Annotated in this window: 19 protein-coding genes; 10 read left to right on the top strand and 9 right to left on the bottom strand. The window is 63.1% G+C overall.

Going from position 1 to position 19,350, the window contains the following annotated elements; genetic code table 11:
* Window positions 1–99 precede the first annotated feature (99 nt).
* The 4 genes from AC07OJ_RS21475 to AC07OJ_RS21490 all read right to left on the bottom strand — a co-directional run bounded on the left by AC07OJ_RS21475 (window position 100) and on the right by AC07OJ_RS21490 (window position 3,668).
* Window positions 100–1,533: an NAD-dependent succinate-semialdehyde dehydrogenase gene (locus AC07OJ_RS21475; protein ID WP_495095143.1), complete on the bottom strand. Its 1,434-nt coding sequence runs from the start codon at window positions 1,531–1,533 to the stop codon at window positions 100–102.
* Window positions 1,530–2,564: an aldo/keto reductase gene (locus AC07OJ_RS21480; RefSeq protein WP_495095144.1), complete on the bottom strand. Its 1,035-nt coding sequence runs from the start codon at window positions 2,562–2,564 to the stop codon at window positions 1,530–1,532. The genes AC07OJ_RS21475 and AC07OJ_RS21480 overlap by 4 nt, the downstream gene beginning before the upstream one ends.
* Before the next feature lie 10 nt (window positions 2,565–2,574).
* Entirely contained in the window at window positions 2,575–3,087 is a 513-nt protein-coding gene (fae, locus tag AC07OJ_RS21485) for a formaldehyde-activating enzyme (RefSeq protein WP_065906694.1), read from the bottom strand.
* A 104-nt stretch (window positions 3,088–3,191) separates the two neighbouring features.
* On the bottom strand, window positions 3,192–3,668 hold the full coding sequence (locus AC07OJ_RS21490; protein ID WP_495095145.1) for a GNAT family N-acetyltransferase: 477 nt from the start codon (window positions 3,666–3,668) through the stop codon (window positions 3,192–3,194).
* Window positions 3,669–3,939: 271 nt separating this feature from the next.
* Here AC07OJ_RS21490 and AC07OJ_RS21495 point away from each other — a divergent pair, with 271 nt between their 5' ends.
* Complete coding sequence (locus tag AC07OJ_RS21495) at window positions 3,940–5,190, top strand: ribonucleotide-diphosphate reductase subunit beta (RefSeq protein ID WP_005788524.1); 1,251 nt, start codon at window positions 3,940–3,942, stop codon at window positions 5,188–5,190.
* A gap of 63 nt (window positions 5,191–5,253) precedes the next feature.
* On the opposite strand, the gene AC07OJ_RS21500 is transcribed toward AC07OJ_RS21495, so the two are convergent.
* Complete coding sequence (locus AC07OJ_RS21500) at window positions 5,254–5,553, bottom strand: putative quinol monooxygenase (RefSeq protein ID WP_120448427.1); 300 nt, start codon at window positions 5,551–5,553, stop codon at window positions 5,254–5,256.
* 238 nt (window positions 5,554–5,791) lie between these two features.
* Between AC07OJ_RS21500 and AC07OJ_RS21505 the strand changes: the two genes are divergently transcribed.
* Window positions 5,792–6,280 (top strand): DUF1289 domain-containing protein, encoded by a 489-nt coding sequence (locus AC07OJ_RS21505; RefSeq protein ID WP_495095146.1) that lies wholly within the window; start codon window positions 5,792–5,794, stop codon window positions 6,278–6,280.
* Between the two features lie 85 nt (window positions 6,281–6,365).
* Here the strand turns inward: AC07OJ_RS21505 and mdeB are convergent, their stop codons facing one another.
* Window positions 6,366–9,044, bottom strand: a complete 2,679-nt coding sequence (mdeB, locus tag AC07OJ_RS21510; protein ID WP_495095147.1) for an alpha-ketoglutarate dehydrogenase — start codon at window positions 9,042–9,044, stop codon at window positions 6,366–6,368.
* Window positions 9,045–9,235: 191 nt separating this feature from the next.
* Between mdeB and AC07OJ_RS21515 the strand changes: the two genes are divergently transcribed.
* The 3 genes from AC07OJ_RS21515 to AC07OJ_RS21525 all read left to right on the top strand — a co-directional run bounded on the left by AC07OJ_RS21515 (window position 9,236) and on the right by AC07OJ_RS21525 (window position 11,989).
* Window positions 9,236–10,150: a class I SAM-dependent methyltransferase gene (locus AC07OJ_RS21515; protein WP_495095148.1), complete on the top strand. Its 915-nt coding sequence runs from the start codon at window positions 9,236–9,238 to the stop codon at window positions 10,148–10,150.
* Between the two features lie 149 nt (window positions 10,151–10,299).
* A complete protein-coding gene (pcsA, locus tag AC07OJ_RS21520) occupies window positions 10,300–11,016 on the top strand; it encodes a phosphatidylcholine synthase (RefSeq protein ID WP_065906682.1) in 717 nt (238 codons plus the stop codon).
* Window positions 11,017–11,209: 193 nt separating this feature from the next.
* Window positions 11,210–11,989: a TSUP family transporter gene (locus tag AC07OJ_RS21525; RefSeq protein WP_065906679.1), complete on the top strand. Its 780-nt coding sequence runs from the start codon at window positions 11,210–11,212 to the stop codon at window positions 11,987–11,989.
* Here AC07OJ_RS21525 and nudC read toward each other — a convergent pair.
* Together nudC and AC07OJ_RS21535 are read right to left on the bottom strand one after the other, a co-directional pair.
* Window positions 11,957–12,790, bottom strand: coding sequence for an NAD(+) diphosphatase (gene nudC / locus AC07OJ_RS21530; RefSeq protein ID WP_065906678.1), 834 nt, complete (start codon window positions 12,788–12,790; stop codon window positions 11,957–11,959). The genes AC07OJ_RS21525 and nudC overlap by 33 nt on opposite strands.
* Window positions 12,791–12,795: 5 nt before the next feature.
* Window positions 12,796–13,608: a crotonase/enoyl-CoA hydratase family protein gene (locus tag AC07OJ_RS21535; protein ID WP_106804109.1), complete on the bottom strand. Its 813-nt coding sequence runs from the start codon at window positions 13,606–13,608 to the stop codon at window positions 12,796–12,798.
* Between the two features lie 192 nt (window positions 13,609–13,800).
* On the opposite strand from AC07OJ_RS21535, the gene AC07OJ_RS21540 reads away from it, so the two are divergent.
* The 4 genes from AC07OJ_RS21540 to AC07OJ_RS21555 all read left to right on the top strand — a co-directional run bounded on the left by AC07OJ_RS21540 (window position 13,801) and on the right by AC07OJ_RS21555 (window position 17,971).
* The gene (locus AC07OJ_RS21540) at window positions 13,801–15,048 is read left to right on the top strand and encodes a chloride channel protein (protein ID WP_495095149.1); all 1,248 of its coding nucleotides are present in this window, start codon (window positions 13,801–13,803) and stop codon (window positions 15,046–15,048) included.
* A 95-nt stretch (window positions 15,049–15,143) separates the two neighbouring features.
* Entirely contained in the window at window positions 15,144–15,698 is a 555-nt protein-coding gene (locus AC07OJ_RS21545; protein ID WP_065906675.1) for a UPF0149 family protein, read from the top strand.
* A gap of 594 nt (window positions 15,699–16,292) precedes the next feature.
* Window positions 16,293–17,549, top strand: a complete 1,257-nt coding sequence (locus AC07OJ_RS21550; RefSeq protein ID WP_495095150.1) for a 3-phosphoshikimate 1-carboxyvinyltransferase — start codon at window positions 16,293–16,295, stop codon at window positions 17,547–17,549.
* 32 nt (window positions 17,550–17,581) lie between these two features.
* Window positions 17,582–17,971, top strand: a complete 390-nt coding sequence (locus AC07OJ_RS21555; RefSeq protein WP_201144206.1) for a hypothetical protein — start codon at window positions 17,582–17,584, stop codon at window positions 17,969–17,971.
* Between the two features lie 96 nt (window positions 17,972–18,067).
* Here the strand turns inward: AC07OJ_RS21555 and AC07OJ_RS21560 are convergent, their stop codons facing one another.
* Window positions 18,068–18,673, bottom strand: a complete 606-nt coding sequence (locus AC07OJ_RS21560) for an NAD(P)H-dependent oxidoreductase (protein ID WP_495095151.1) — start codon at window positions 18,671–18,673, stop codon at window positions 18,068–18,070.
* 72 nt (window positions 18,674–18,745) lie between these two features.
* Here AC07OJ_RS21560 and AC07OJ_RS21565 point away from each other — a divergent pair, with 72 nt between their 5' ends.
* Window positions 18,746–19,348, top strand: a complete 603-nt coding sequence (locus tag AC07OJ_RS21565) for a TetR/AcrR family transcriptional regulator (protein ID WP_065906671.1) — start codon at window positions 18,746–18,748, stop codon at window positions 19,346–19,348.
* The last annotated feature ends 2 nt before the right edge of the window (window positions 19,349–19,350 follow it).

Raw genomic sequence — 19,350 nt, forward strand, 5'->3', positions numbered from 1 at the left:
TGCGAGCGGTGGATCGGTCGAAGCATGGGGCGCTGGCGTCCCGCTGTCGCAGGCAAGCCAGCTTCCACAGTCGACCTGTGCTGTTTGCAGACCTGGGGTCTACAGCCCGCCCATCAACAGGTATTTGATCTCCAGGTAATCATCCAGGCCGTACTTGGAGCCTTCGCGGCCGAGGCCGGATTCCTTGATGCCGCCAAACGGCGCGACTTCGGTAGAGATGATCCCCTCATTGATGCCGACCATGCCCGCCTCCAGGCCTTCGGCCATGCGCCACACGCGGCCAATGTCGCGGCTGTAGAAATAGGCCGACAAGCCGAACGGCGTGTCATTGGCGCGCTGCAGTACCTCGGCTTCATCGCTGAAGCGGAAGCACGCCGCCACCGGGCCGAAGGTTTCTTCCTGGGCGATCAGCATCTCGCCGTGGGCTTCGGTGAGGATGGTCGGCTCGAAGAAGGTGCCGCCCAGCGCATGGCGCCGGCCGCCGCACAACAGCTTGGCGCCCTTTTCCAAGGCGTCGCCCACGTGGGCTTCAACCTTGGCCAGCGCGGCGGCGTTGATCAGCGGGCCTTGCTCGGTGTCGCCGTCCAGGGCGCTGCCGACGCGCATGGCCTTGACCGCCTCGGCGAGTTTGGTGGTGAACGCTTCATACACGCCGTCCTGGATAAAGAAGCGGTTGACGCACACACAGGTCTGCCCGGTATTGCGGAACTTGGACGCCATCGCGCCTTTGACGGCGGCGTCGAGGTCGGCGTCGTCGAACACAATGAACGGCGCGTTGCCGCCCAGTTCCAGCGAGACTTTTTTCAGCGTGTCCGCCGCCTGGCGCATGAGCAGTTTGCCGGTGCGCGTGGAGCCGGTGAACGACAGCTTGCGCACCACGCTGGAGGCCTGCAGCGCGCCGCCGATGGCCACGGCGTCACCGGAGACAATATTGAACACACCGGCCGGAATGCCGGCCTGCTCGGCAAGGACCGCCAGGGCGAAGGCCGACAGCGGGGTTTCTTCCGAGGGTTTGAGGATCATCGTGCAGCCCGCCGCCAGTGCCGGGCCGACCTTGCGGGTGACCATCGCCAGGGGGAAATTCCACGGCGTGATCGCCGCGACCACGCCGATGGCTTCCTTGGTCACAATGATGCGGGCATCGGCCTTGTGGCTCGGAATCACGTCGCCATAGGCGCGCTTGGCCTCTTCGCCAAACCATTCCAGGAAGCTCGCGGCGTAGACCACTTCGCCCATGGCTTCGGCGAGGGGCTTGCCCTGCTCCAGGCTGAGCAACTGCGCGAGGTCTTTCTGATGGCTGAGCATCAGCTCGCTCCAGCGCTTGAGACGCTGGCTGCGCTCCTTGGCGGTGAGCGTACGCCAGGCCGGCAACGCGCGGTGGGCGGCGGCGATGGCCAGGTCGGTGTGCTCAGCGCCGGCGCGTTGTACGTCGGCGATCAGCGCGCCATTCGCCGGGTTGAGCACCGGGTAGGTCGGGCCACCGCTGGACCATTGGCCATCGATGTAGTTGCCAGTACGGATCAGCGGGTTCATGCCACGGCCTCGATCAGGTTGAAACGGTCCAGGCCCGGACGGGCCGCACGCAGGATGCGCTTGCCGGCGGTGTAGTCGTTGATCACATCGCACGGTGTGTAGTTGCGTTCCAGCTCATGCAGTTCTTCGGCATCCAATTGGGTGTCGAGGGCGGCCAGCGCGCTGTCGAACTGCGCGGTGGTATCGGCGCCAACCAGCATCACATCGACACCTGGATGGCTGGCGACCCACGCCTGGGCGATCTGCGCGTTGGACACGCCACGGGCACGTGCCACGCGCTGCACCGAATGGGCGATATCGAACGAGGTTTGGTCGCTGTACATCTGCTGGGTGAAGAAGTCGGTCTGGTTGCGGGTCGATTGCACCTCGCCGGTGAGCAAGCCCCGCGCCAGCGGGCTGAACACCGAGACGCCAAGGCCCTGGTCGCGGCAGAACGGGATCATCTCGCGCTCTTCCTCGCGGTAGGCGCAGTTCAGTTGCAGCTGCATGTTGATCGGCTTGACCCAGCCATTGCGCTCGCAGGCCAGGAGAATTCTCGCCAGCTGGCCGGTGAGCATGGTCGACACGCCGATGTAGCGCGCCTTGCCGGAACGCACGATGTCATTGAGGGCGCTCATGGTTTCTTCGACCGGGGTGTTCACGTCGAAGTAATGCAGCATGAACACGTCGACGTAATCCATGCCCAGGCGGCTGAGGGATGCGTCGATGCTGTCCATGATGTGCTTGCGCGAATGGCCGCTGGCGTTGATGCCGCTGCGGGTGCCGTAGCCGACCTTGGTGGTGACCACGATCTCGTCACGCCGGGCGACGCGCTTGAGGATGCGCCCCACCACTTCCTCGCCGACCCCGGCGGAATAGAAGTCGGCCAGGTCGATGAAATTGACGCCGTTGGCCAGGGCGTGGGCGACGATCGGCTCGCTTTGCTTCTCGTCGAAGATCCACGGTTTCCAGTCCGGGGTGCCCATGTTCATGGTGCCCAGGCACAGGCGCGAGACTTGCAGGCCGGAGTTGCCCAAACGAATGTATTGCATGGGGATGTCCTCAGGCTTTAGGCGTGTAGAAAGGGTTGCTGATCTGGTTGACCACGTCCGCCAGTTGCGCGGTGTACGGCGTGCCGGTGAGGGCTGCGCGGATCGCGGTGCGGCAGGCGTTGTAGTTGTTCAGGTAGACGGCATCGAGGTCGTCGCAGGCCGGGTTGACCCAGTTGGCGGTGACGATGGCCCACTCGTCTTCGGCCTCGGCCGGCAAGGTGCCGTCCAGCAACGCTTCGAGCACGGCCTTGGCGATACCGGCCTGGGACGCGCCCCAGGTGGCGTTGCCGTGCAGGTCGCTGCCGATCGCGGCCTTGTTGACGTAGAGGGTCATGGGCTTGACCGGGATGTTCGGCTGGGCGATCACCATGAACGGGCAATGCCCTTGGCTGGGAGACGCCAGGCTATTGGCGAACGCCTGGCCGGCCGGGCCGTTGCGCGGGCCGATCAGGATATTGATGTGGGCCGCGTTGACGCCCGGGCCTTCAAAGCCTTCGCCGATGTACAGATCCAGTGTTTTCATTTCGCAAACGCTCTTTGTTGTTATGGGGAGCTGGTTGGCGATTTTTTAGCACTGGCGCTGAGGGCGGGCGTAACCATTAAAAGTCATGGGGCTGTGAGTTTTTCTCATGCCCGCGGGAAAGCGCGCTCCATCTTGATGATCTCGATGCAAACCGGGCTGTTGCCACGGCTGAAGGTGCCTTCGCCAATCTTGCGAAAGCCGCTCGCGGCATAGAATTTTTCGGCGGTGAGGGTCGCCTCCAGATACGCCTTGGCATGACCGGCGGCTTCGATGCGCGCCAGCGCTTCGCGCAGCAGGCGAGCCCCTACGCCCTGCCCGGCGGCCTGGACACGCACAAACAGTTTGCTGACTTCGTGGCCATCGATTTCCACGAACCCCTGGATCACGTCCGTGCAGGCCAGCCACACATTGCCGGCGACGATTGCCTCGCGGTACGTCTCGGGCGAGCGGCCATCCAGCCACATGCTGATCTGGGTGGGGCCGTAATCGGCGTGGCACAGGCTTTCGACGGAGTTTTTATGCACCTGGAAAATGCCTTCGGCGTCTTCCAGACGGGCGGCGCGGATCAATAAATGGCTCATTCCCTTGAGGTCCTGATTCGGGTCAATAATCCCGGTCTTTATAGCTGACCCACGTCACGCCAGCCACTCGAGAGCGCACATCTTGTGCGTTGACCATCTTTGTTACACACCATATAGTGTGCCCACAAACAGAACAGACCACTACATAGTGTGCAGAATCGATATTTACCGACCACACTACGCGCAGTATTTCAATGCCTAGTAGCCTGCAAATTACATATTTTTGGACGGGCTCACACGCCGTCAGAACAGACCAGGAAGGAGTATTTCAATGCTGAGTTGGGATGAAGTCGACAACGAAGACACCGGTGCAGCGGTGATCAAGGGCGCCAACGCCGGCCACGCCAGTGAAGCCAACATGGACCGCCTGGATGGCGCAGGCGCCGCCGCCGCGCTCGAAGCGCGCAACGTGACGGCCAACGACTCCGCCGCGATCATCCGCGCCAAGGCCGCCCTCGACAAACTCGACGTCGCCGAAGGCCTCGCCGAGCTGGAAGGCTCCGCCGCCCGCGTCGCCGTTGACGAAAAGCGCATGATCAACTGCCGCGCCGACCTCAACCAACTCGTGCCCTTCAAGTACGACTGGGCCTGGCAGAAGTACCTCGACGGCTGCGCCAACCACTGGATGCCGCAAGAGGTCAACATGACCGCCGACATCGCCCTGTGGAAAAACCCCGAAGGCCTGACCGACGACGAACGTCGCATCGTCATGCGCAACCTCGGCTTCTTCTCCACCGCCGACTCGCTGGTCGCCAACAACCTGGTCCTGGCCGTGTACCGCCTGATCACCAACCCGGAGTGCCGCCAGTACATCCTGCGCCAGGCCTTCGAAGAGGCGATCCACACCCACGCCTACCAGTACTGCATCGAATCGCTGGCCATGGATGAAGGCGAAATCTTCAACATGTACCACGAGATCCCATCGGTCGCGAAAAAAGCCGCCTGGGGCCTGAAATACACCCGTTCGATCTCCGATCCGAAGTTCGAAACCGGCACCGTCGAGACTGATAAAGAATTGCTGCGCAACCTGGTCGCCTACTACTGCGTCCTGGAAGGCATCTTCTTCTACTGCGGCTTCACCCAAATCCTGTCCATGGGCCGTCGCAACAAAATGACCGGCGTCGCCGAGCAGTTCCAGTACATCCTGCGCGACGAGTCGATGCACCTGAACTTCGGTATCGATGTGATCAACCAGATCAAAATCGAAAACCCACACTTGTGGGATGCCGAGATGAAAGAAGAAGCGACCCAGATGATCCTGCAGGGGACGCAGCTGGAAATCGAATACGCGCGTGACACCATGCCGCGCGGCGTGTTGGGCATGAACGCGGCGATGATGGAGGACTACCTCAAGTTCATCGCCAACCGTCGCCTGTCGCAGATTGGCTTGAAGGAAGAGTATCCGGGGACAACCAACCCGTTCCCGTGGATGAGCGAGATCATGGACTTGAAGAAAGAGAAGAACTTCTTCGAGACCCGTGTGATCGAGTACCAGACTGGCGGTGCGTTGAGCTGGGATTGATTGATCTTGTGGACGCTATCGCCGGCAAGTCGGCGATAGCGCCCTGAAGACCGCCATCGCTCCTCAGTTGGAAACCTGCTCCAGGAAGATCAGCTTCAACGGCTCGCTGAGCAGCTCATCCGCCGTCGCGGCGAACCGCTGAAAGTATGCCGTCGCAAAATGCGCATCGAGTGCCGCCTGGTCCTTGAACGCTTCACGCATGTAGAACGTGCCGGGTTCGTCCCGCAGTTCATACAGCACATAGTCAAGGTTGCCGGGTTCTGTGCGCGTAGGCTCCACCAGCGCCAACAAGCCTTCCTTGAGCGCCTGTTGTTTGCCTGGCTTGGCCTTGAGGACTGCGATCGATACCAGCGGTTTGTTCATGACGGTAGCTCCGTGAGAGGGCGGACTTGCGGAGACGCTGCTCGCAACGGCAATCATCACTGCGCAGAGCCAGTATCCCAGGGGTTTGAGGGTGGGTTTCATGATCGGTACTCGGTGTGGAATGCGCCCATCTTTGCCCGCTCAGCCACAAAGAAAAACCGACAAAACGCGCTAACACTTTCATCACCAGATTGAAAATGAGCCCACGTTTTCTTGATTAGAAAAGCAGTCGCTATTTATGCCCAATCACACCATCAAGACGCCCTGCGTCGGCCTGTGCTCCACCGTCTACGGTGACCTGGTCTGCCGGGGGTGCAAGCGTTATCACCATGAAGTCATCCAGTGGAATGGCTACAACGCCGATGAAAAGCAGGCGGTGTGGCTGCGCCTGGAACAACTGTTGATGCAGGTGATGGCCAGCAAGCTCGAAGTGCTTGACCCGCAGCGCCTGCGCCAGCAGCTGGAAGATCGCAAGATTCGCTTCATGCCGCATCAGTCGCCGTATTGCTGGGCCTACCAGCTGATTGCGCGGGGTGCGCGGGTGATTTCCAAGCTGGATGCGTATGGCCTGGCGTTGCTGCCGGAGTTTCGCGAGCGCAGCCTGGCGGATTTGCGCGATGCGATTGACCGCGAGTTTTTCCTGCTGTCCGAGGCGCATTACGAGCGGTATATCGCACCGGTTTTCTTGAAAGAAGCGTTTGGGCCGGCCCTGATCGCCACCCTCTGATCAACACCATTCCCCCGTAGGAGCCCGGCTGGCCGGCGATGCGCGCGCAAGATCGTGATCGCCGGCCAGCCGGGCTCCTGCAGGTTCAGCGGGTCCAGGAAGCTTCGCGCTCCGCCTGCAGGCCGTACCGATCAATCGCCTGCTGACACACCTGCGGCTGCAGGCTCCCCTGCTCCACCAACGCCGTCAGCGCTGCCAGCACCAGGTGATGGCGGTCCACTTCAAAGAAATCGCGCAACGCCGCACGCGTATCGCTGCGCCCGAAGCCATCGGTGCCGAGCACGGTGTAGCGCGAGTCCAGGTACGAGCCAATCATCTGCGGCACTGCGCGCACGTAGTCAGACACCGCGATCACCGGCGCGCCGGTGGGCAGGCAATCTGCGAGGTGGCTGCTGCGTGCGGCTTCCTGCGGATGCAGGCGGTTCCAGCGTTCCACCTCACGCGCCTCACGCTCCAGTTCGCTGAAACTGGTCACGCTGAACACTTCGCTGGTCACCTGCCAATCGTCTGTCAGCAACTGCGCCGCAGCCTGCGCCTCGCGCACCAGCGTGCCCGCACCGAGCAGGCGCACCTGGGCGCCGGCGGTGCCTTGCAGGCGATACAGGCCCTTGATGATCGCCGCTTCAACCCCTTCCGGCAGGCTCGGCTGCGGATAGTTTTCGTTCATCAGGGTCACGTAGTAGAACTCGTCCACGTCGTGCTCCAGCATCTGGCGCATGCCGTGGTCGAGGATCACTGCAAATTCGCCGGCAAATGCCGGGTCATAGGCGCGGCAATTCGGCACGGTGGCGGCCGTGAGGTGGCTGCTGCCGTCCTGGTGCTGCAGGCCTTCGCCGCCGAGGGTGGTGCGCCCGGCAGTGGCGCCGAGCAGGAAACCGCGGGCACGCTGGTCGGCGGCGGCCCAGATCAGGTCACCCACGCGCTGGAAGCCGAACATCGAGTAATAGATGTAGAACGGCAACATGCGCAGGCCATGCACCGAGTAGCTGGTGGCCGCTGCGACCCAGGAGCTGATGGCGCTGGCTTCGCTGATGCCTTCCTCCAGGATCTGCCCGTCCGTGGCCTCGCGGTAGCTGAGGATCGAGCCGATGTCTTCCGGCTCGTAGCGCTGGCCGACGCTGGAATAGATGCCGATCTGCTTGAACAGGTTGGCCATGCCGAAGGTGCGCGCCTCGTCCGCCACAATCGGCACGATGCGCGGGCCCAGCGCCTTGTCCTTGAGCAGCTGGGTGAGCATGCGCACGAAGGCCATGGTGGTGGACATTTCCTTGCCGTCGGCCGCTGTGGCGAAACCGGCATAGCCCGCCATGGGCGGGATGCTCACCGGCGCAGCAAGCTGACTGCGGCTGGGCACATAACCGCCCAGGGCCTTGCGCCGCTGATGCAGATAACGCAATTCCAGGCTGTCGTCCTCGGGCTTGAAGAAGCTCAGCGACTCGGCCTGTTCATCACTCAGCGGCAACTGAAAGCGATTGCGAAAGGCGATCAGCGCCTCGCGATCAAGCTTCTTCTGCTGGTGCGTAGTCATCTTGCCCTGCCCCGCCTCGCCCATGCCGAAGCCCTTTTTGGTCTGGGCGAGGATCACCGTGGGCTTGCCCTTGACGCGGCGCGCGGCGTGGTAGGCGGCGTGGATCTTGACCATGTCGTGGCCGCCGCGCTTGAGACGGTCGATCTGTTCGTCGCTCATGCCCTCGACCAGCCTGGCCAAGGCCTCGCTCTGGCCAAAGAAGTGTTCGCGGTTGTAGGCACCGTCCTTGGCGGCGAAGGTCTGGAATTGCCCATCGACGGTGTTCGACAGCGTATCGACCAGCGAGCCGTCGGCGTCCTTGGCGAGCAAGGCATCCCAATCCGAACCCCAGACCAGCTTGATCACGTTCCAGCCGGCGCCGCCGAACAACGCCTCCAGTTCATCGATGATGCGCCCGTTGCCGCGCACCGGCCCGTCGAGACGCTGCAGGTTGCAGTTGACCACCCACGTCAGGTTATCCAGGCCTTCGCGCGCGGCCAGGGTCAGCGCGGACATGCTCTCCGGCTCGTCCATCTCACCGTCGCCGAACACGCCCCACACGTGGCGGTCGGTGGTGTCCTGCAAGCCACGATGCTGCAGGTAGCGCATAAAGCGTGCCTGGAAAATCGAGCTGATCGGGCCAATGCCCATGGAGCCGGTGGGGAACTGCCAGAAGTCCGGCATCAACCACGGGTGCGGATAGCTGGAGAGCCCGCGCGCACCGGCTTTTGGCCCGCCGAGTTCCTGCCGATAGTGGGCCAGGTCACCCTCGTTCAGGCGCCCCTCAAGAAACGCACGCGCATAGATGCCCGGCGCGGAATGCGGTTGGTAGAACACCAGGTCGCCGCCAAACCCATCGTTGCGGGCGCGAAAAAAGTGGTTGAAGCCCACTTCGAACAAATCCGCCGCACTGGCGTAGCTGGCGATGTGGCCGCCGAGTTCGCCATACGCCTGGTTGGCGCGCACCACCATGGCCAGCGCGTTCCAGCGCACCAGCGAGGCCAGGCGCTCTTCCGTCGCGAGGTCACCGGGGAACGCCGGCTGCTGCTCGACGCTGATGCTGTTGATGTAGGGCGTGCCGTGGCGCGGAGTCCAGTCGATGTGCGGCGCACTGGCGTCGCGGGCCAGCAGGTCGAGGATCTGGCGGGCGCGCTCGGGCCCCGCGTTGGCCACCAGCGAGGCCAGGGCATCGCGCCACTCGTCCTGCTCCAACTGATCCGTGGCTGTGTGATTGACTGCACTCGCGAAACCGTTCATGGGCACCTCCGGGCTTTTTTTCCAGTTTATGTGGGTGCCGGAGGATTTTTTGCCTGTTATCAGGCGCAGATAGCAGAATTTTGAGCATGAATCACTGCCAATCCTGGTTTTACCAGCACGTTGTGCTCAGCCAACCCGCAAGCCCGCAAGTGTGTTTAAAATGCCGCCCGCTCAATGACTGACGTTTAACGATGACCCCTGACGCCCTCGCCACCCTGCACGCCCATCTGCTCACCGCCCTGGCCACTCCACCGAGTGAAACCCGGCGCCTGTTCCACGGCCGCGGCCGTTGCTGGCCGGGCCTGGAACAATTGACCGTGGACTGGCTGCAAGGCGTGCTGCTGGTCGCGCTGTTCAAGCAGCCCGAGGCCGCGCACCTGCAGGCCTTGAAACACCTGCTGCAGGCTGAGTTCGGTACCCATACCATTGCCCTGCAACACCGCTACCTGCCGCAAAGCACCACCGAATGGCTGGCGGGCGACGCTGTCGACGAGAAGGTGATTACCGAAGGCGGCCTGCGCTACCTGATCGACCTGGGTAAAAAACAGAATAGCGGGCTGTTCCTCGACATGCGCTACGGGCGCAACTGGGTGCGCGAACAGGCCAAGGGCCAGCGCGTGCTCAACCTGTTTGCCTACACCTGCGGGTTTTCCGTGGCGGCCATCGAAGGCGGCGCCGACCATGTGGTGAACCTGGACATGGCGCGTGGCGCGCTCAGCCGTGGCCGCGACAACCATCGCCTGAATGGTCACGACCTGAGCAAGGTCAGCTTCCTGGGCCACGACCTGTTCAAGTCCTGGGCCAAGGTCACCAACAGCGGCCCTTATGACCTGGTGATCATCGACCCGCCGTCGTTCCAGAAAGGCAGCTTTTTGCTGACCAAGGACTATCAGCGCGTGCTGCGTCGCCTGCCGGACTTGCTGACGCCACAGGGCACGGTGCTGGCGTGCATGAACGACCCGGCCTTCGGCGAAGACTTCCTGATCGACGGCGTAACCCGCGAAGCACCGGGCCTGCGCTTTGTCGAGCGGCTGCAGAATCCGCCGGAATTTCCGGATATCGACCCACAAAGCGGCTTGAAGGCCCTGGTGTTCCGCCAGGGTTGATGCCGAAACGTCCTACGCTTGCTACGCTAAGCAATACACCGGGGTGGTGAACCTTATCCCCCCCTTCCCGGTCGATACCTGCATTCCCCGGCCAGACCCGACGGTGTCACACCGTCGGCTGCCCCGTTTCACCTTTTGGAGAACCGCCCGTGATATCGACCCTGCATGTAGCCAGACTCAAAGCCTGGGGCGCCCACGGCTTTACCGCCACCGGCGTGGTACTGGCCTTCCTGGCCACCCTGGCGCTGCTGGAAAACTCGCCCAAGGCCTGCCTGCTCTGGCTCGGCTTCGCGCTGGTAGTGGATGGCGTCGATGGCTCCCTGGCGCGACGGGTCAATGTCAGCACGGTGCTGCCCAGCTTCGACGGCTCGGTGCTGGACCTGGTGATCGATTACCTCACCTACGTGTTTATCCCGGCACTGTTTATCTACCGCTATATCGACCTGCCGGAATTTACTCACCTGTTCACGGTGTCGGTGATCCTGGTGTCGTCGCTGTTCTGCTTCTGCAACGTGAACATGAAGAGCAAGGACAACTACTTCGTCGGCTTCCCCGCCGCCTGGAACGTGGTGGCGCTGTGCGTGTACATCATCCAGCCGGAAGCCTGGGTGACTTTGCTGACGGTGATCGGCCTGGCACTGCTGACCGTGACCCCGATGAAGTTCCTGCACCCGTTCCGGGTCAAACGGTTCATGCCGATCAACATCGCGGTGACCACCATCTGGCTGCTGTGCAGCTTTTTGATGGTGATGGATTACCCGAATACCAACCCGTGGACATTTGGGTTGTGGTCGTTGATGTCGGCGTACTTCCTCGGGATTTGTATCTGGCGTACGGCGCTGGAGTGGCTGGGCAACCACAAATAGCCGCGCCCACAACGTTCAATTACAGGGGCCGGCTTGTCGGCGATTGCGGTTCGTCAGCTCCAGAGAGAGTGGCTGATGTTGCGCTATCGCCGGCAAGCCGGCTCCTACATTTGGATCTGTGTACAGCAGGCAGGTAAGATGCAGGCCTTCGGTGTAGCCCCTTCGCTACGCCCTTCCAAGAATAAGCCCTGCCATGCCCTTCGAACTCAGCGTTGACCTGACCACCCTCGCCATTCTCGCCGTCGTTGCCTTTATCGCCGGTTTCATCGACGCCATCGCCGGCGGTGGTGGCCTGCTCACCACCCCGGCACTGCTCACCGCCGGCATGCCGCCACACCTGGTGCTGGGCACCAACAAGCTCAGTTCCACCTTCGGCTCCGCCACCGCCAGTTTCACCTTTTACCGGCGCAAGCTGTTCCACCCGCGCCAGTGGGTGCATGCCATCGTCGGGACGTTGATCGGCGCCCTCACCGGTGCCGTGGTCGCGCACTACCTACCTGCCGAAACCCTGAACAAGATGCTCCCGGTGATTGTGTTCGGCTGCGGCCTGTACCTGTTGTTCGGCGGCACGCCCAAGGCGCCGCTGGACGCCGACGCGCCGATCAAGAAGAAATGGCAATCCACCCAGGGCTTTGGCCTGGGCTTCTATGATGGCGTGGCCGGGCCCGGCACCGGGGCGTTCTGGACCGTCAGCACGATGCTGTTGCACCCCATCGACCTGGTGAAGGCCAGCGGCGTGGCGCGCAGCATGAACTTTGTCAGCAACGCGGCGGCGCTGTCGGTGTTTATCTTCAATGGCTCGGTGGACTGGATCGTCGGCCTGGCCATGGGCATCTCGGTGATGGGCGGCGCGTTTTTTGGCGCACGCAGCGCTATCAGCGGCGGCGCCAAATTCATTCGCCCGGTGTTTATCACCGTGGTGCTCGGGCTGACAGTGCGCCTAGCCTGGCAACACTGGTTCAGCGTGGCCTAGGCGCCGAGCCACATAGAGGTCGATCAGGTAACGCGCAATCGAACGTGACGCCGGCAGCGGCGGCAGGTCGTGGATGTTGAACCACTGCGCGTCCTCGATCTCGTCGGCCTGGGGCACGATGTCGCCGCCGGCGTACTCGGCGTGGAACCCCAGCATCATCGAATGCGGGAACGGCCAGCACTGGCTGCCCTGGTACTCGATATTCTTGACCTCGACCTGCACTTCCTCGCGAACTTCGCGGATCAGGCAGTCTTCGGCCGACTCGCCCGGCTCGGCAAACCCTGCCAGCGTGCTATAGACACCGGTCACAAAACGCGGCGAACGCGCCAGCAGGATTTCGTCGCCACGCGTCACCAGCACAATCATGCTCGGCGAGATCCGTGGATAGCTGCGCAGGTCACAGGCCTGGCAAAACATAGCCCGTTCCCGTGGCACCTGGACCATCGCCTGGCCACAACTGCCGCAGAAACGGTGTTCGCGCGCCCAGGTACCGATCTGCGCGGCGTAGCCGAGCACTTTGTACAGGGTGTGATCGCCTTGCAGCATGAAGCCGCGCAGGCCTTGCCAGCTGCAGTCGGGCACTTGCGCCGCCGCGTCGAGTTCCAGCAGGTATACCGGTTCCCCATCAAGGTGACCGATGCCGTGTTCGGCGAACACAGCGAGGTCCTGGCGCTTGAGCCATTCCCGGGGGAACAGCGGACCGTTGGCATCATGCAAAAAGCCGTCGCGGCTGCGGGCGACGGCCCAGCCGCCAGGGGCGTCGTTGTCCAGCAGCGTTGTGGTAATCCAGCCTGGGGTCATGTCAGTCAATCCACGAATTCGGGTTTCTGCTTACTCATATGGGCCGCAATGGCCACGCGCAGGTCGTTGGATTGCAACATAGCCGAGTTCCAGGTGGCAACGTATTCCAGACCATCATTGACCGTATGGTCACGCATGTAGCTGATCATCGCCTTGGTGCCGGTCACCGCAATCGGCGACTTGGCGGCGATTTCATGCGCGATTTCGAAGACCCCGGCCAGCAGGCTGTCCTGATCGGCATACACCCGATTGACCAGGCCGATGCTGCGCGCTTCCTCGGCGCCGAACTGGCGGCCGGTGTAGGCCAGCTCGCGCAACATGCCGTCGCCGATAATGCGCGGCAGGCGCTGCAGGGTGCCGACGTCGGCGGCCATGCCGATGTCGATTTCCTTGATCGAGAACTGCGCGCCCTCGGCGGCGTAACGCATGTCGCAGGCGCTGATCAGGTCGATGGCGCCGCCGATGCAGTAACCCTGGATCGCCGCCAATACCGGTTTGCGGCAGTTGTCGACGGCGTTGAATGAGGCTTGCAGCTCGAAGATCTTGCGGCGCAGCAAGCGTGCGTTGCGCCCCACATCCTTGCCGAATTCATTGGCGACCGAAGCCAGCATCATCAGGTCGATACCCGAGGAGAAATGCTTGCCGGCACCACTGAGCACCACTGCGCGGACGGCGTCGGTGTCTTCGATCCATTGGAAAATGTCGATGATCTCGGTCCAGAACGCGGCGTTCATCGCGTTGATCTTTTCCGGGCGGTTGATCTGCACATGGGCAACGTTGCCGGTGAGTTCGACGACAAAAGCTTGGTATTCGGACATGGCAGTGATCCCTGACTGGCGAGTGATAAGGCCCGAACTATAACAAGGGTACGCCACGGCGCATCGGCCAAAACCGGGACTGGCAAAGGTAATGGAATGTTGTGAGGACGCGCTGCGTGCAGTGCCGATACATTTCATCCGTAAGGCCCGGTTTATCGGCTATACAATCAGGGCCACTGCCTGGAGCCGCCTATGCCGACCACGTTTCGCTCATCCTTGATCCTGGCCCTGGTGGTCGTGCTGACCGGCATCGGTGCCGGCTTGGGCGGGATGCTCCTGGCGTTGCTGCTGCATGGCATCCAGCACCTGGCTTACGGCTACAGCCTCGACAGCCTGGTCAGCCATGCAACCTTTTTATCCGGCGTGACCGCTGCAGCGCCCGAACGGCGCCTGCTGGTGCTGGTGGTGTGCGGGCTGGTCGCGGGGCTGGGCTGGTGGACGCTTTATCGCTACGGCCGCCCGCTGGTGAGCATCCGGCAGGCGGTGTCCGAGAAGATGCCGATCATGCCGCCCAAGACCACCCTCGCCCACGCCTTGCTGCAGATCATCACCGTGGCCCTCGGCTCGCCGCTGGGGCGTGAAGTGGCGCCGCGTGAAGTCGGTGCGCTGGCGGCGACGTGGTTGTCGCAGCGGGCGCGGCTGGAACCGCACATGCATCGCCTGATCGTCGCCTGCGGTGCAGGGGCCGGATTGGCGGCGGTGTACAACGTGCCATTGGGCGGCGCGGTGTTTGTGCTGGAAGTGCTGGTGGGCGCGTTCAGCTGGCCGGCGGCGATCATCGCCCTGGCCACCTCGGCGATTGGCGCGGCGGTGGCCTGGGTCGGGCTGGGTGCCGAATCGCAGTATGTGGTGCCGCACTTTGTGCTGAGCCCGGCATTGATCGCCTGGGCGCTGGTGTGCGGCCCGGTGTTCGGCGTGGCGGCGTATGGCTTCACCCGCCTGACCGGTGCGGCGCGGGCCAACGCCGCGCGCGGCTGGCGCCTGCCGGTGTGGTCATTGATCAACTTCACCCTGATCGGCGGCCTGGCGATGCTGCTGCCGCAGATCCTCGGCAATGGCAAAGGCCCGGCGCAACTGGGTTTCGACAATGAACTGACGATCGGCCTGGCGGCGCTGTTGCTACTGGTCAAGGTGTTGATCACCATCAGCAGCCTGCGCGCCGGCGCCGAGGGTGGCCTGCTGACGCCGGGCCTGGCGAATGGCGCGCTGCTGGCGATCATCCTCGGTGGCGCCTGGAGCCTGGCCTGGCCCGGCGTGCCGCTGGGCGCGTTCGCGATCATCGGCGCCGCAGCGTTCCTGGCCGCGAGCATGAGCATGCCGCTGACCGCGATCGTGCTGGTGGCGGAATTCACCCGCATCGACCATGACTTCCTGGTGCCGATCATTCTGGCGGTAGTGGGCGCGGTGTGCGTGAGCAAACTGTGCCAGCGGTTCGGCTAAAAACCCTGCAAACCGCTGGATAAAAACCGCCTCAAGCGCCATCCTTTGCGCTTTAAGCCGCCCCATCAGCGGCGCTCGACGCTCAAGGAAATGCCATGCACGCCCAACCCCTCACCGCCGCCGATTTCGACTTCATCGAAGAGACCCTGCTCAAGTACGGCGACGACCACTCGGTGCTGAACCTGGCCGAACTCGACGGTTACTTCACCGCGCTGGTCTCCAGCCCAGCCCAGGTCGACGTGGCCGAGTGGTTCCCGGCGATATGGGGCGGGCAGAACCCGGAGTGGGACAACATGGACGAAGCACAAAGCTTCCTCGAACTGTGCGTGCGCCACCTCAACACCCTGGCAAGCCAACTGGCCACCGACGCCCGTGGCTTCAAGGCTCGCTTCGACGAAACCGAACACCAGGGCCAGAACGTCACCCTGGCCGAAGAATGGTGCTTTGGCTACATCCGCGGCGCGGCCATCGGCAACTGGCCGGAACTGCCGGCGGAACAAGCCGCACTGCTGGAAAAAATCTCCTGGTGCGCCGAACAGGACAACTTCGAATTACCCGCCGACCTCGACGTGCAAACACACCAGCAGCGAGTCAGCGAACTCGAACCCGCCGCACGCGCGCTGCATGACTACTGGTTGGCAAAACGATAAAAAGCTGCAGAGCGCATCTGAAACCCCGAGTCGGCAAGCCGGCTCCAACACCTACCCGCTCTTGATCCAACCACTCAGGCCGGCTGCCAGGCCGCCGTGCTTTTGCTCTTGATCTTGATCTTGATCTCAGGCGCCCCATCAAACACGCTGGCCGGAATTCGATATTGATTTGGGGGGTAAACCGGCAGGGATGCCGGTTTAGCCGCCCCGCGCCATGGATGGCGCGTGGCGGCGGCCCCCCAAATCAATGTCGGATTACGGGCACACCGAGCCTAGGCGAGGTGCCGAGTGTTGGGGCAAGAGCCCTTTTGGTTACTTTTGGGGCTCCTTTCCAAAAGTGACCCGCCGTAAGGGCGGAACCAATCTCCGCCCTCACCCAAATAACGCATATGCCCCCAACCTGATCCAACCCCCCAGCGCCCCGAAGCCCGCCATCGCAGGCAAGCCAGCTCCCACAGTGACACCAAATCCCACCCAATAAATATCAGCAACCACGACCCCAAGCTCGACAAGCACCGCATCTATACCCGATTATTCAAGTCCGCCCCGTCGGCCACTCCGTGCCACCTCGCCTAGAATCAGGAGCCTCGTACCTTGAGTTCGCAGAAAACCGTGACCGTGACACCGCCCAATTTCCCCCTCAATGGCAAGGTCGCGCCCCCCGGCTCCAAATCCATTACCAACCGCGCCCTGCTGCTGGCGGCCCTGGCCAAGGGCACCAGCCGCCTGAGCGGCGCCTTGAAAAGCGATGACACCCGCCACATGTCGGTCGCCCTGCGCCAGATGGGCGTGACCATCGACGAGCCGGATGACACCACCTTCGTCGTCACCGGCCAAGGCAAACTGCAGTTGCCGACGCAGCCGCTGTTCCTCGGCAATGCCGGCACCGCCATGCGCTTTCTGACCGCCGCCGTCGCCACCGTTGAAGGCACCGTGGTGCTGGACGGCGACGACTATATGCAAAAACGCCCGATCGGCCCGCTGCTGGCCACCCTGCGCCAGAACGGCATCGCGGTCGACAGCCCGACCGGATGCCCACCGGTCACCGTGCACGGTGCGGGCAAAGTCGCGGCCAAGCGCTTCGAGATCGACGGCGGCTTGTCCAGCCAGTACGTGTCGGCCCTGCTGATGCTGGCGTCCTGCGGCGAAGCGCCGATTGAAGTGGCGCTGACCGGCAAGGACATCGGTGCGCGTGGCTACGTCGACCTGACCCTGGACTGCATGCGCGCGTTCGGCGCGCAGGTCGAGGTGGTCGACGACACCACCTGGCGTGTGGCGCCGACCGGCTACACCGCGCACGACTACCTGATCGAACCCGACGCCTCCGCCGCCACCTACCTGTGGGCCGCTGAAGTGCTGACCGGTGGGCGCATCGACATCGGCGTCGCCGCGCAGGACTTTACCCAGCCGGACGCCAAGGCCCAGGCGGTGATCGCGCAATTCCCGAACATGCAGGCCACGGTCGTCGGTTCGCAGATGCAGGACGCCATCCCGACCCTGGCGGTGCTCGCCGCATTCAACAACACCCCGGTGCGCTTCACCGAGCTGGCCAACCTGCGGGTCAAGGAATGCGACCGCGTGCAGGCGCTGCATGATGGCCTGAATGAAATCCGTGCGGGCCTGGCCACGATCGAGGGCGATGACCTGCTGGTCGCCGCCGACCCTGCGTTGGCCGGCACCGCGTGCAATGCGTTGATCGACACCCACGCCGACCACCGCATCGCCATGTGCTTTGCGCTGGCCGGGCTGAAGGTTGCGGGCATCCGCATCCAGGATCCGGACTGCGTGGCCAAGACCTATCCTGAGTACTGGAAGGCCTTGGGCAGTCTCGGGGTCCAACTGACCTACTGAGGCATCGGCGCCGGAATGGGGAGGCAATGCACATGACAATTCGCCAACCCTGCCCACCCGGCGCCTGCGTCTGCGAACGTGAACAACTGCTGGAACGTCCCGGCGCCGACCTGCGCATCCTCAGCCTGACGCGCCAGGAAGAAAAACGCCTGGTCGAACGCCTCGAAAACCTGCAGAGCCTGCAGGACCTCGAACGCATGCAGCAGCGCATGTACGAACTCCTCGGAATCCGCGTGCACATCGCCCCCGGCCACGCCGAGGTCAAGAGCATGCGCGGCATCCAGATCGTCATCGACGACCTGCCAGGCCTGTGCCGCAAGACCCGCCAATCGATCCCGGCGGCGATTCGCCGGGGCATGGAAAAACACCCCGAGATCGCCTACCGCCTGCTGGATGCCCACGACCTGTTTCGCGACGATTGAACCGCGCTCGAACTAGCGGTTGCCGCGTTCCGACGGATTCGCTGGTACATGGCACTGGGCACACTTGATTCAAAGCAACCTGGAACAGGCTGGCGCTCAGGCGTTCTCTCGTACCTGACGCGGGACAAACAACTGCCGGCCGAGCTTCTCGGCGGTGCGTAAATGGCTTTGCGCGCTGTCGCTTTCCGACTCCAGCAACAGCTCGGACGTCAGCACCTGCGCTCCACAGTAGTCAAAAATCCCGTAGTCGATCTGCGTACGCATCGCTTGGGCATAACCATGCCGTTCAAATGCGCTTTCATCAGCGGCGCCCAGCGCCAGCAGATGCACCTGCAAGTGCTGCAGCTTTTTCACCACCGGCGTGTCCGGGCCGTAGTCGATGGCCCAGCCGTTGACGAACACGCGGTCGACCCAGCCCTTGAGCAGGCCCGGCAGCGACCACCAGTAGATCGGGAATGCCAGTACCAGCGCATCGGCGCGGTCGATACGCGCCTGCTCGGCCAATACGTCGGCCGGTGGCGTGGCACGAGTGCGGTGTACGCGGTGGTCGGCTGCGGTGTAGCGCGGGTCGAAGCCTTCGGCGGCGAGGTCGGCGATTTCCACGGTGTGGCCGCTGGCAGTCAGGCCGGCGGCCACCTGCGCCGCGACGGCGTGAGTGAGGGATTGTGGGTCGTGGTGCGCGACAACGATGAGTGCATGCATGACATTGACTCCCTTTGGGCTTAAGCTACGTTTAGTAAGTTACAGTCACTAAGTTACTTTTGGTATATAAGCATGTCAAGCAGTCAGTCCCCTGCCCCACGCCGGCGCTTGAGCCGTGAAGATCGTCTGCGCCAGCTGCTCGATGTGGCCTGGCAACTGGTCCGCGATGAAGGCACCGAAGCCCTGACGCTGGGGCGCCTGGCGGAACTCGCGGGAGTGACCAAGCCGGTGGTCTATGACCATTTCGTCACCCGCGCGGGGTTACTCGCCGCGCTGTATGCCGACTTCGACGCGCGCCAGGACAAGGTGTTTACCCAAGCCATCGAGGCCAGCGATGCCACGCTGGAGGGTCGCGCGTGGGTGATCGCCTCGAGTTATGTCGATTGCGTGCTGTTGCAGGGCCGGGAGATTCCGGGGGTGATCGCCGCGCTGAGCAGCTCCCCGGAACTGGAAACCCTCAAGCGCGAATACGAGGCGATTTTCCTCGCCAAGTGCCGCGATGCGCTGTCGCCCTTTGCGCCCGGCGGCACGGTGTCCCAGGTCGGCCTGCGGGCGGTGCTGGGTGCGGCGGAAGCCTTGTCCCAGGCGGCAGCCAGTGGTGAAGTCAGCCGTGAAGAGGCGCAGCAGGAGTTGCTTGCGACCCTGCTGGCGATGGTCAATCGCGGGCGCGGTTGACG

It is taken from the genome of Pseudomonas sp. GW821-FHT09C08, assembly GCF_059418125.1.

What these genes read in the sequence shown, in the direction of transcription:
- AC07OJ_RS21515 (WP_495095148.1), top strand. Translation starts at nt 9,236, where the DNA reads ATGACCCCTGACGCCCTCGCCACCCTGCACGCCCATCTGCTCACCGCC.
- AC07OJ_RS21540 (WP_495095149.1), top strand. Translation starts at nt 13,801, where the DNA reads ATGCCGACCACGTTTCGCTCATCCTTGATCCTGGCCCTGGTGGTCGTG.
- AC07OJ_RS21545 (WP_065906675.1), top strand. Translation starts at nt 15,144, where the DNA reads ATGCACGCCCAACCCCTCACCGCCGCCGATTTCGACTTCATCGAAGAG.
- AC07OJ_RS21505 (WP_495095146.1), top strand. Translation starts at nt 5,792, where the DNA reads ATGCCCAATCACACCATCAAGACGCCCTGCGTCGGCCTGTGCTCCACC.
- mdeB (WP_495095147.1), bottom strand. Translation starts at nt 9,044, where the DNA reads ATGAACGGTTTCGCGAGTGCAGTCAATCACACAGCCACGGATCAGTTG.
- AC07OJ_RS21565 (WP_065906671.1), top strand. Translation starts at nt 18,746, where the DNA reads ATGTCAAGCAGTCAGTCCCCTGCCCCACGCCGGCGCTTGAGCCGTGAA.
- AC07OJ_RS21475 (WP_495095143.1), bottom strand. Translation starts at nt 1,533, where the DNA reads ATGAACCCGCTGATCCGTACTGGCAACTACATCGATGGCCAATGGTCC.
- fae (WP_065906694.1), bottom strand. Translation starts at nt 3,087, where the DNA reads ATGAAAACACTGGATCTGTACATCGGCGAAGGCTTTGAAGGCCCGGGC.
- nudC (WP_065906678.1), bottom strand. Translation starts at nt 12,790, where the DNA reads ATGACCCCAGGCTGGATTACCACAACGCTGCTGGACAACGACGCCCCT.
- AC07OJ_RS21525 (WP_065906679.1), top strand. Translation starts at nt 11,210, where the DNA reads ATGCCCTTCGAACTCAGCGTTGACCTGACCACCCTCGCCATTCTCGCC.
- AC07OJ_RS21560 (WP_495095151.1), bottom strand. Translation starts at nt 18,673, where the DNA reads ATGCATGCACTCATCGTTGTCGCGCACCACGACCCACAATCCCTCACT.
- AC07OJ_RS21480 (WP_495095144.1), bottom strand. Translation starts at nt 2,564, where the DNA reads ATGCAATACATTCGTTTGGGCAACTCCGGCCTGCAAGTCTCGCGCCTG.
- AC07OJ_RS21535 (WP_106804109.1), bottom strand. Translation starts at nt 13,608, where the DNA reads ATGTCCGAATACCAAGCTTTTGTCGTCGAACTCACCGGCAACGTTGCC.
- AC07OJ_RS21500 (WP_120448427.1), bottom strand. Translation starts at nt 5,553, where the DNA reads ATGAACAAACCGCTGGTATCGATCGCAGTCCTCAAGGCCAAGCCAGGC.
- AC07OJ_RS21495 (WP_005788524.1), top strand. Translation starts at nt 3,940, where the DNA reads ATGCTGAGTTGGGATGAAGTCGACAACGAAGACACCGGTGCAGCGGTG.
- AC07OJ_RS21490 (WP_495095145.1), bottom strand. Translation starts at nt 3,668, where the DNA reads ATGAGCCATTTATTGATCCGCGCCGCCCGTCTGGAAGACGCCGAAGGC.
- AC07OJ_RS21555 (WP_201144206.1), top strand. Translation starts at nt 17,582, where the DNA reads ATGACAATTCGCCAACCCTGCCCACCCGGCGCCTGCGTCTGCGAACGT.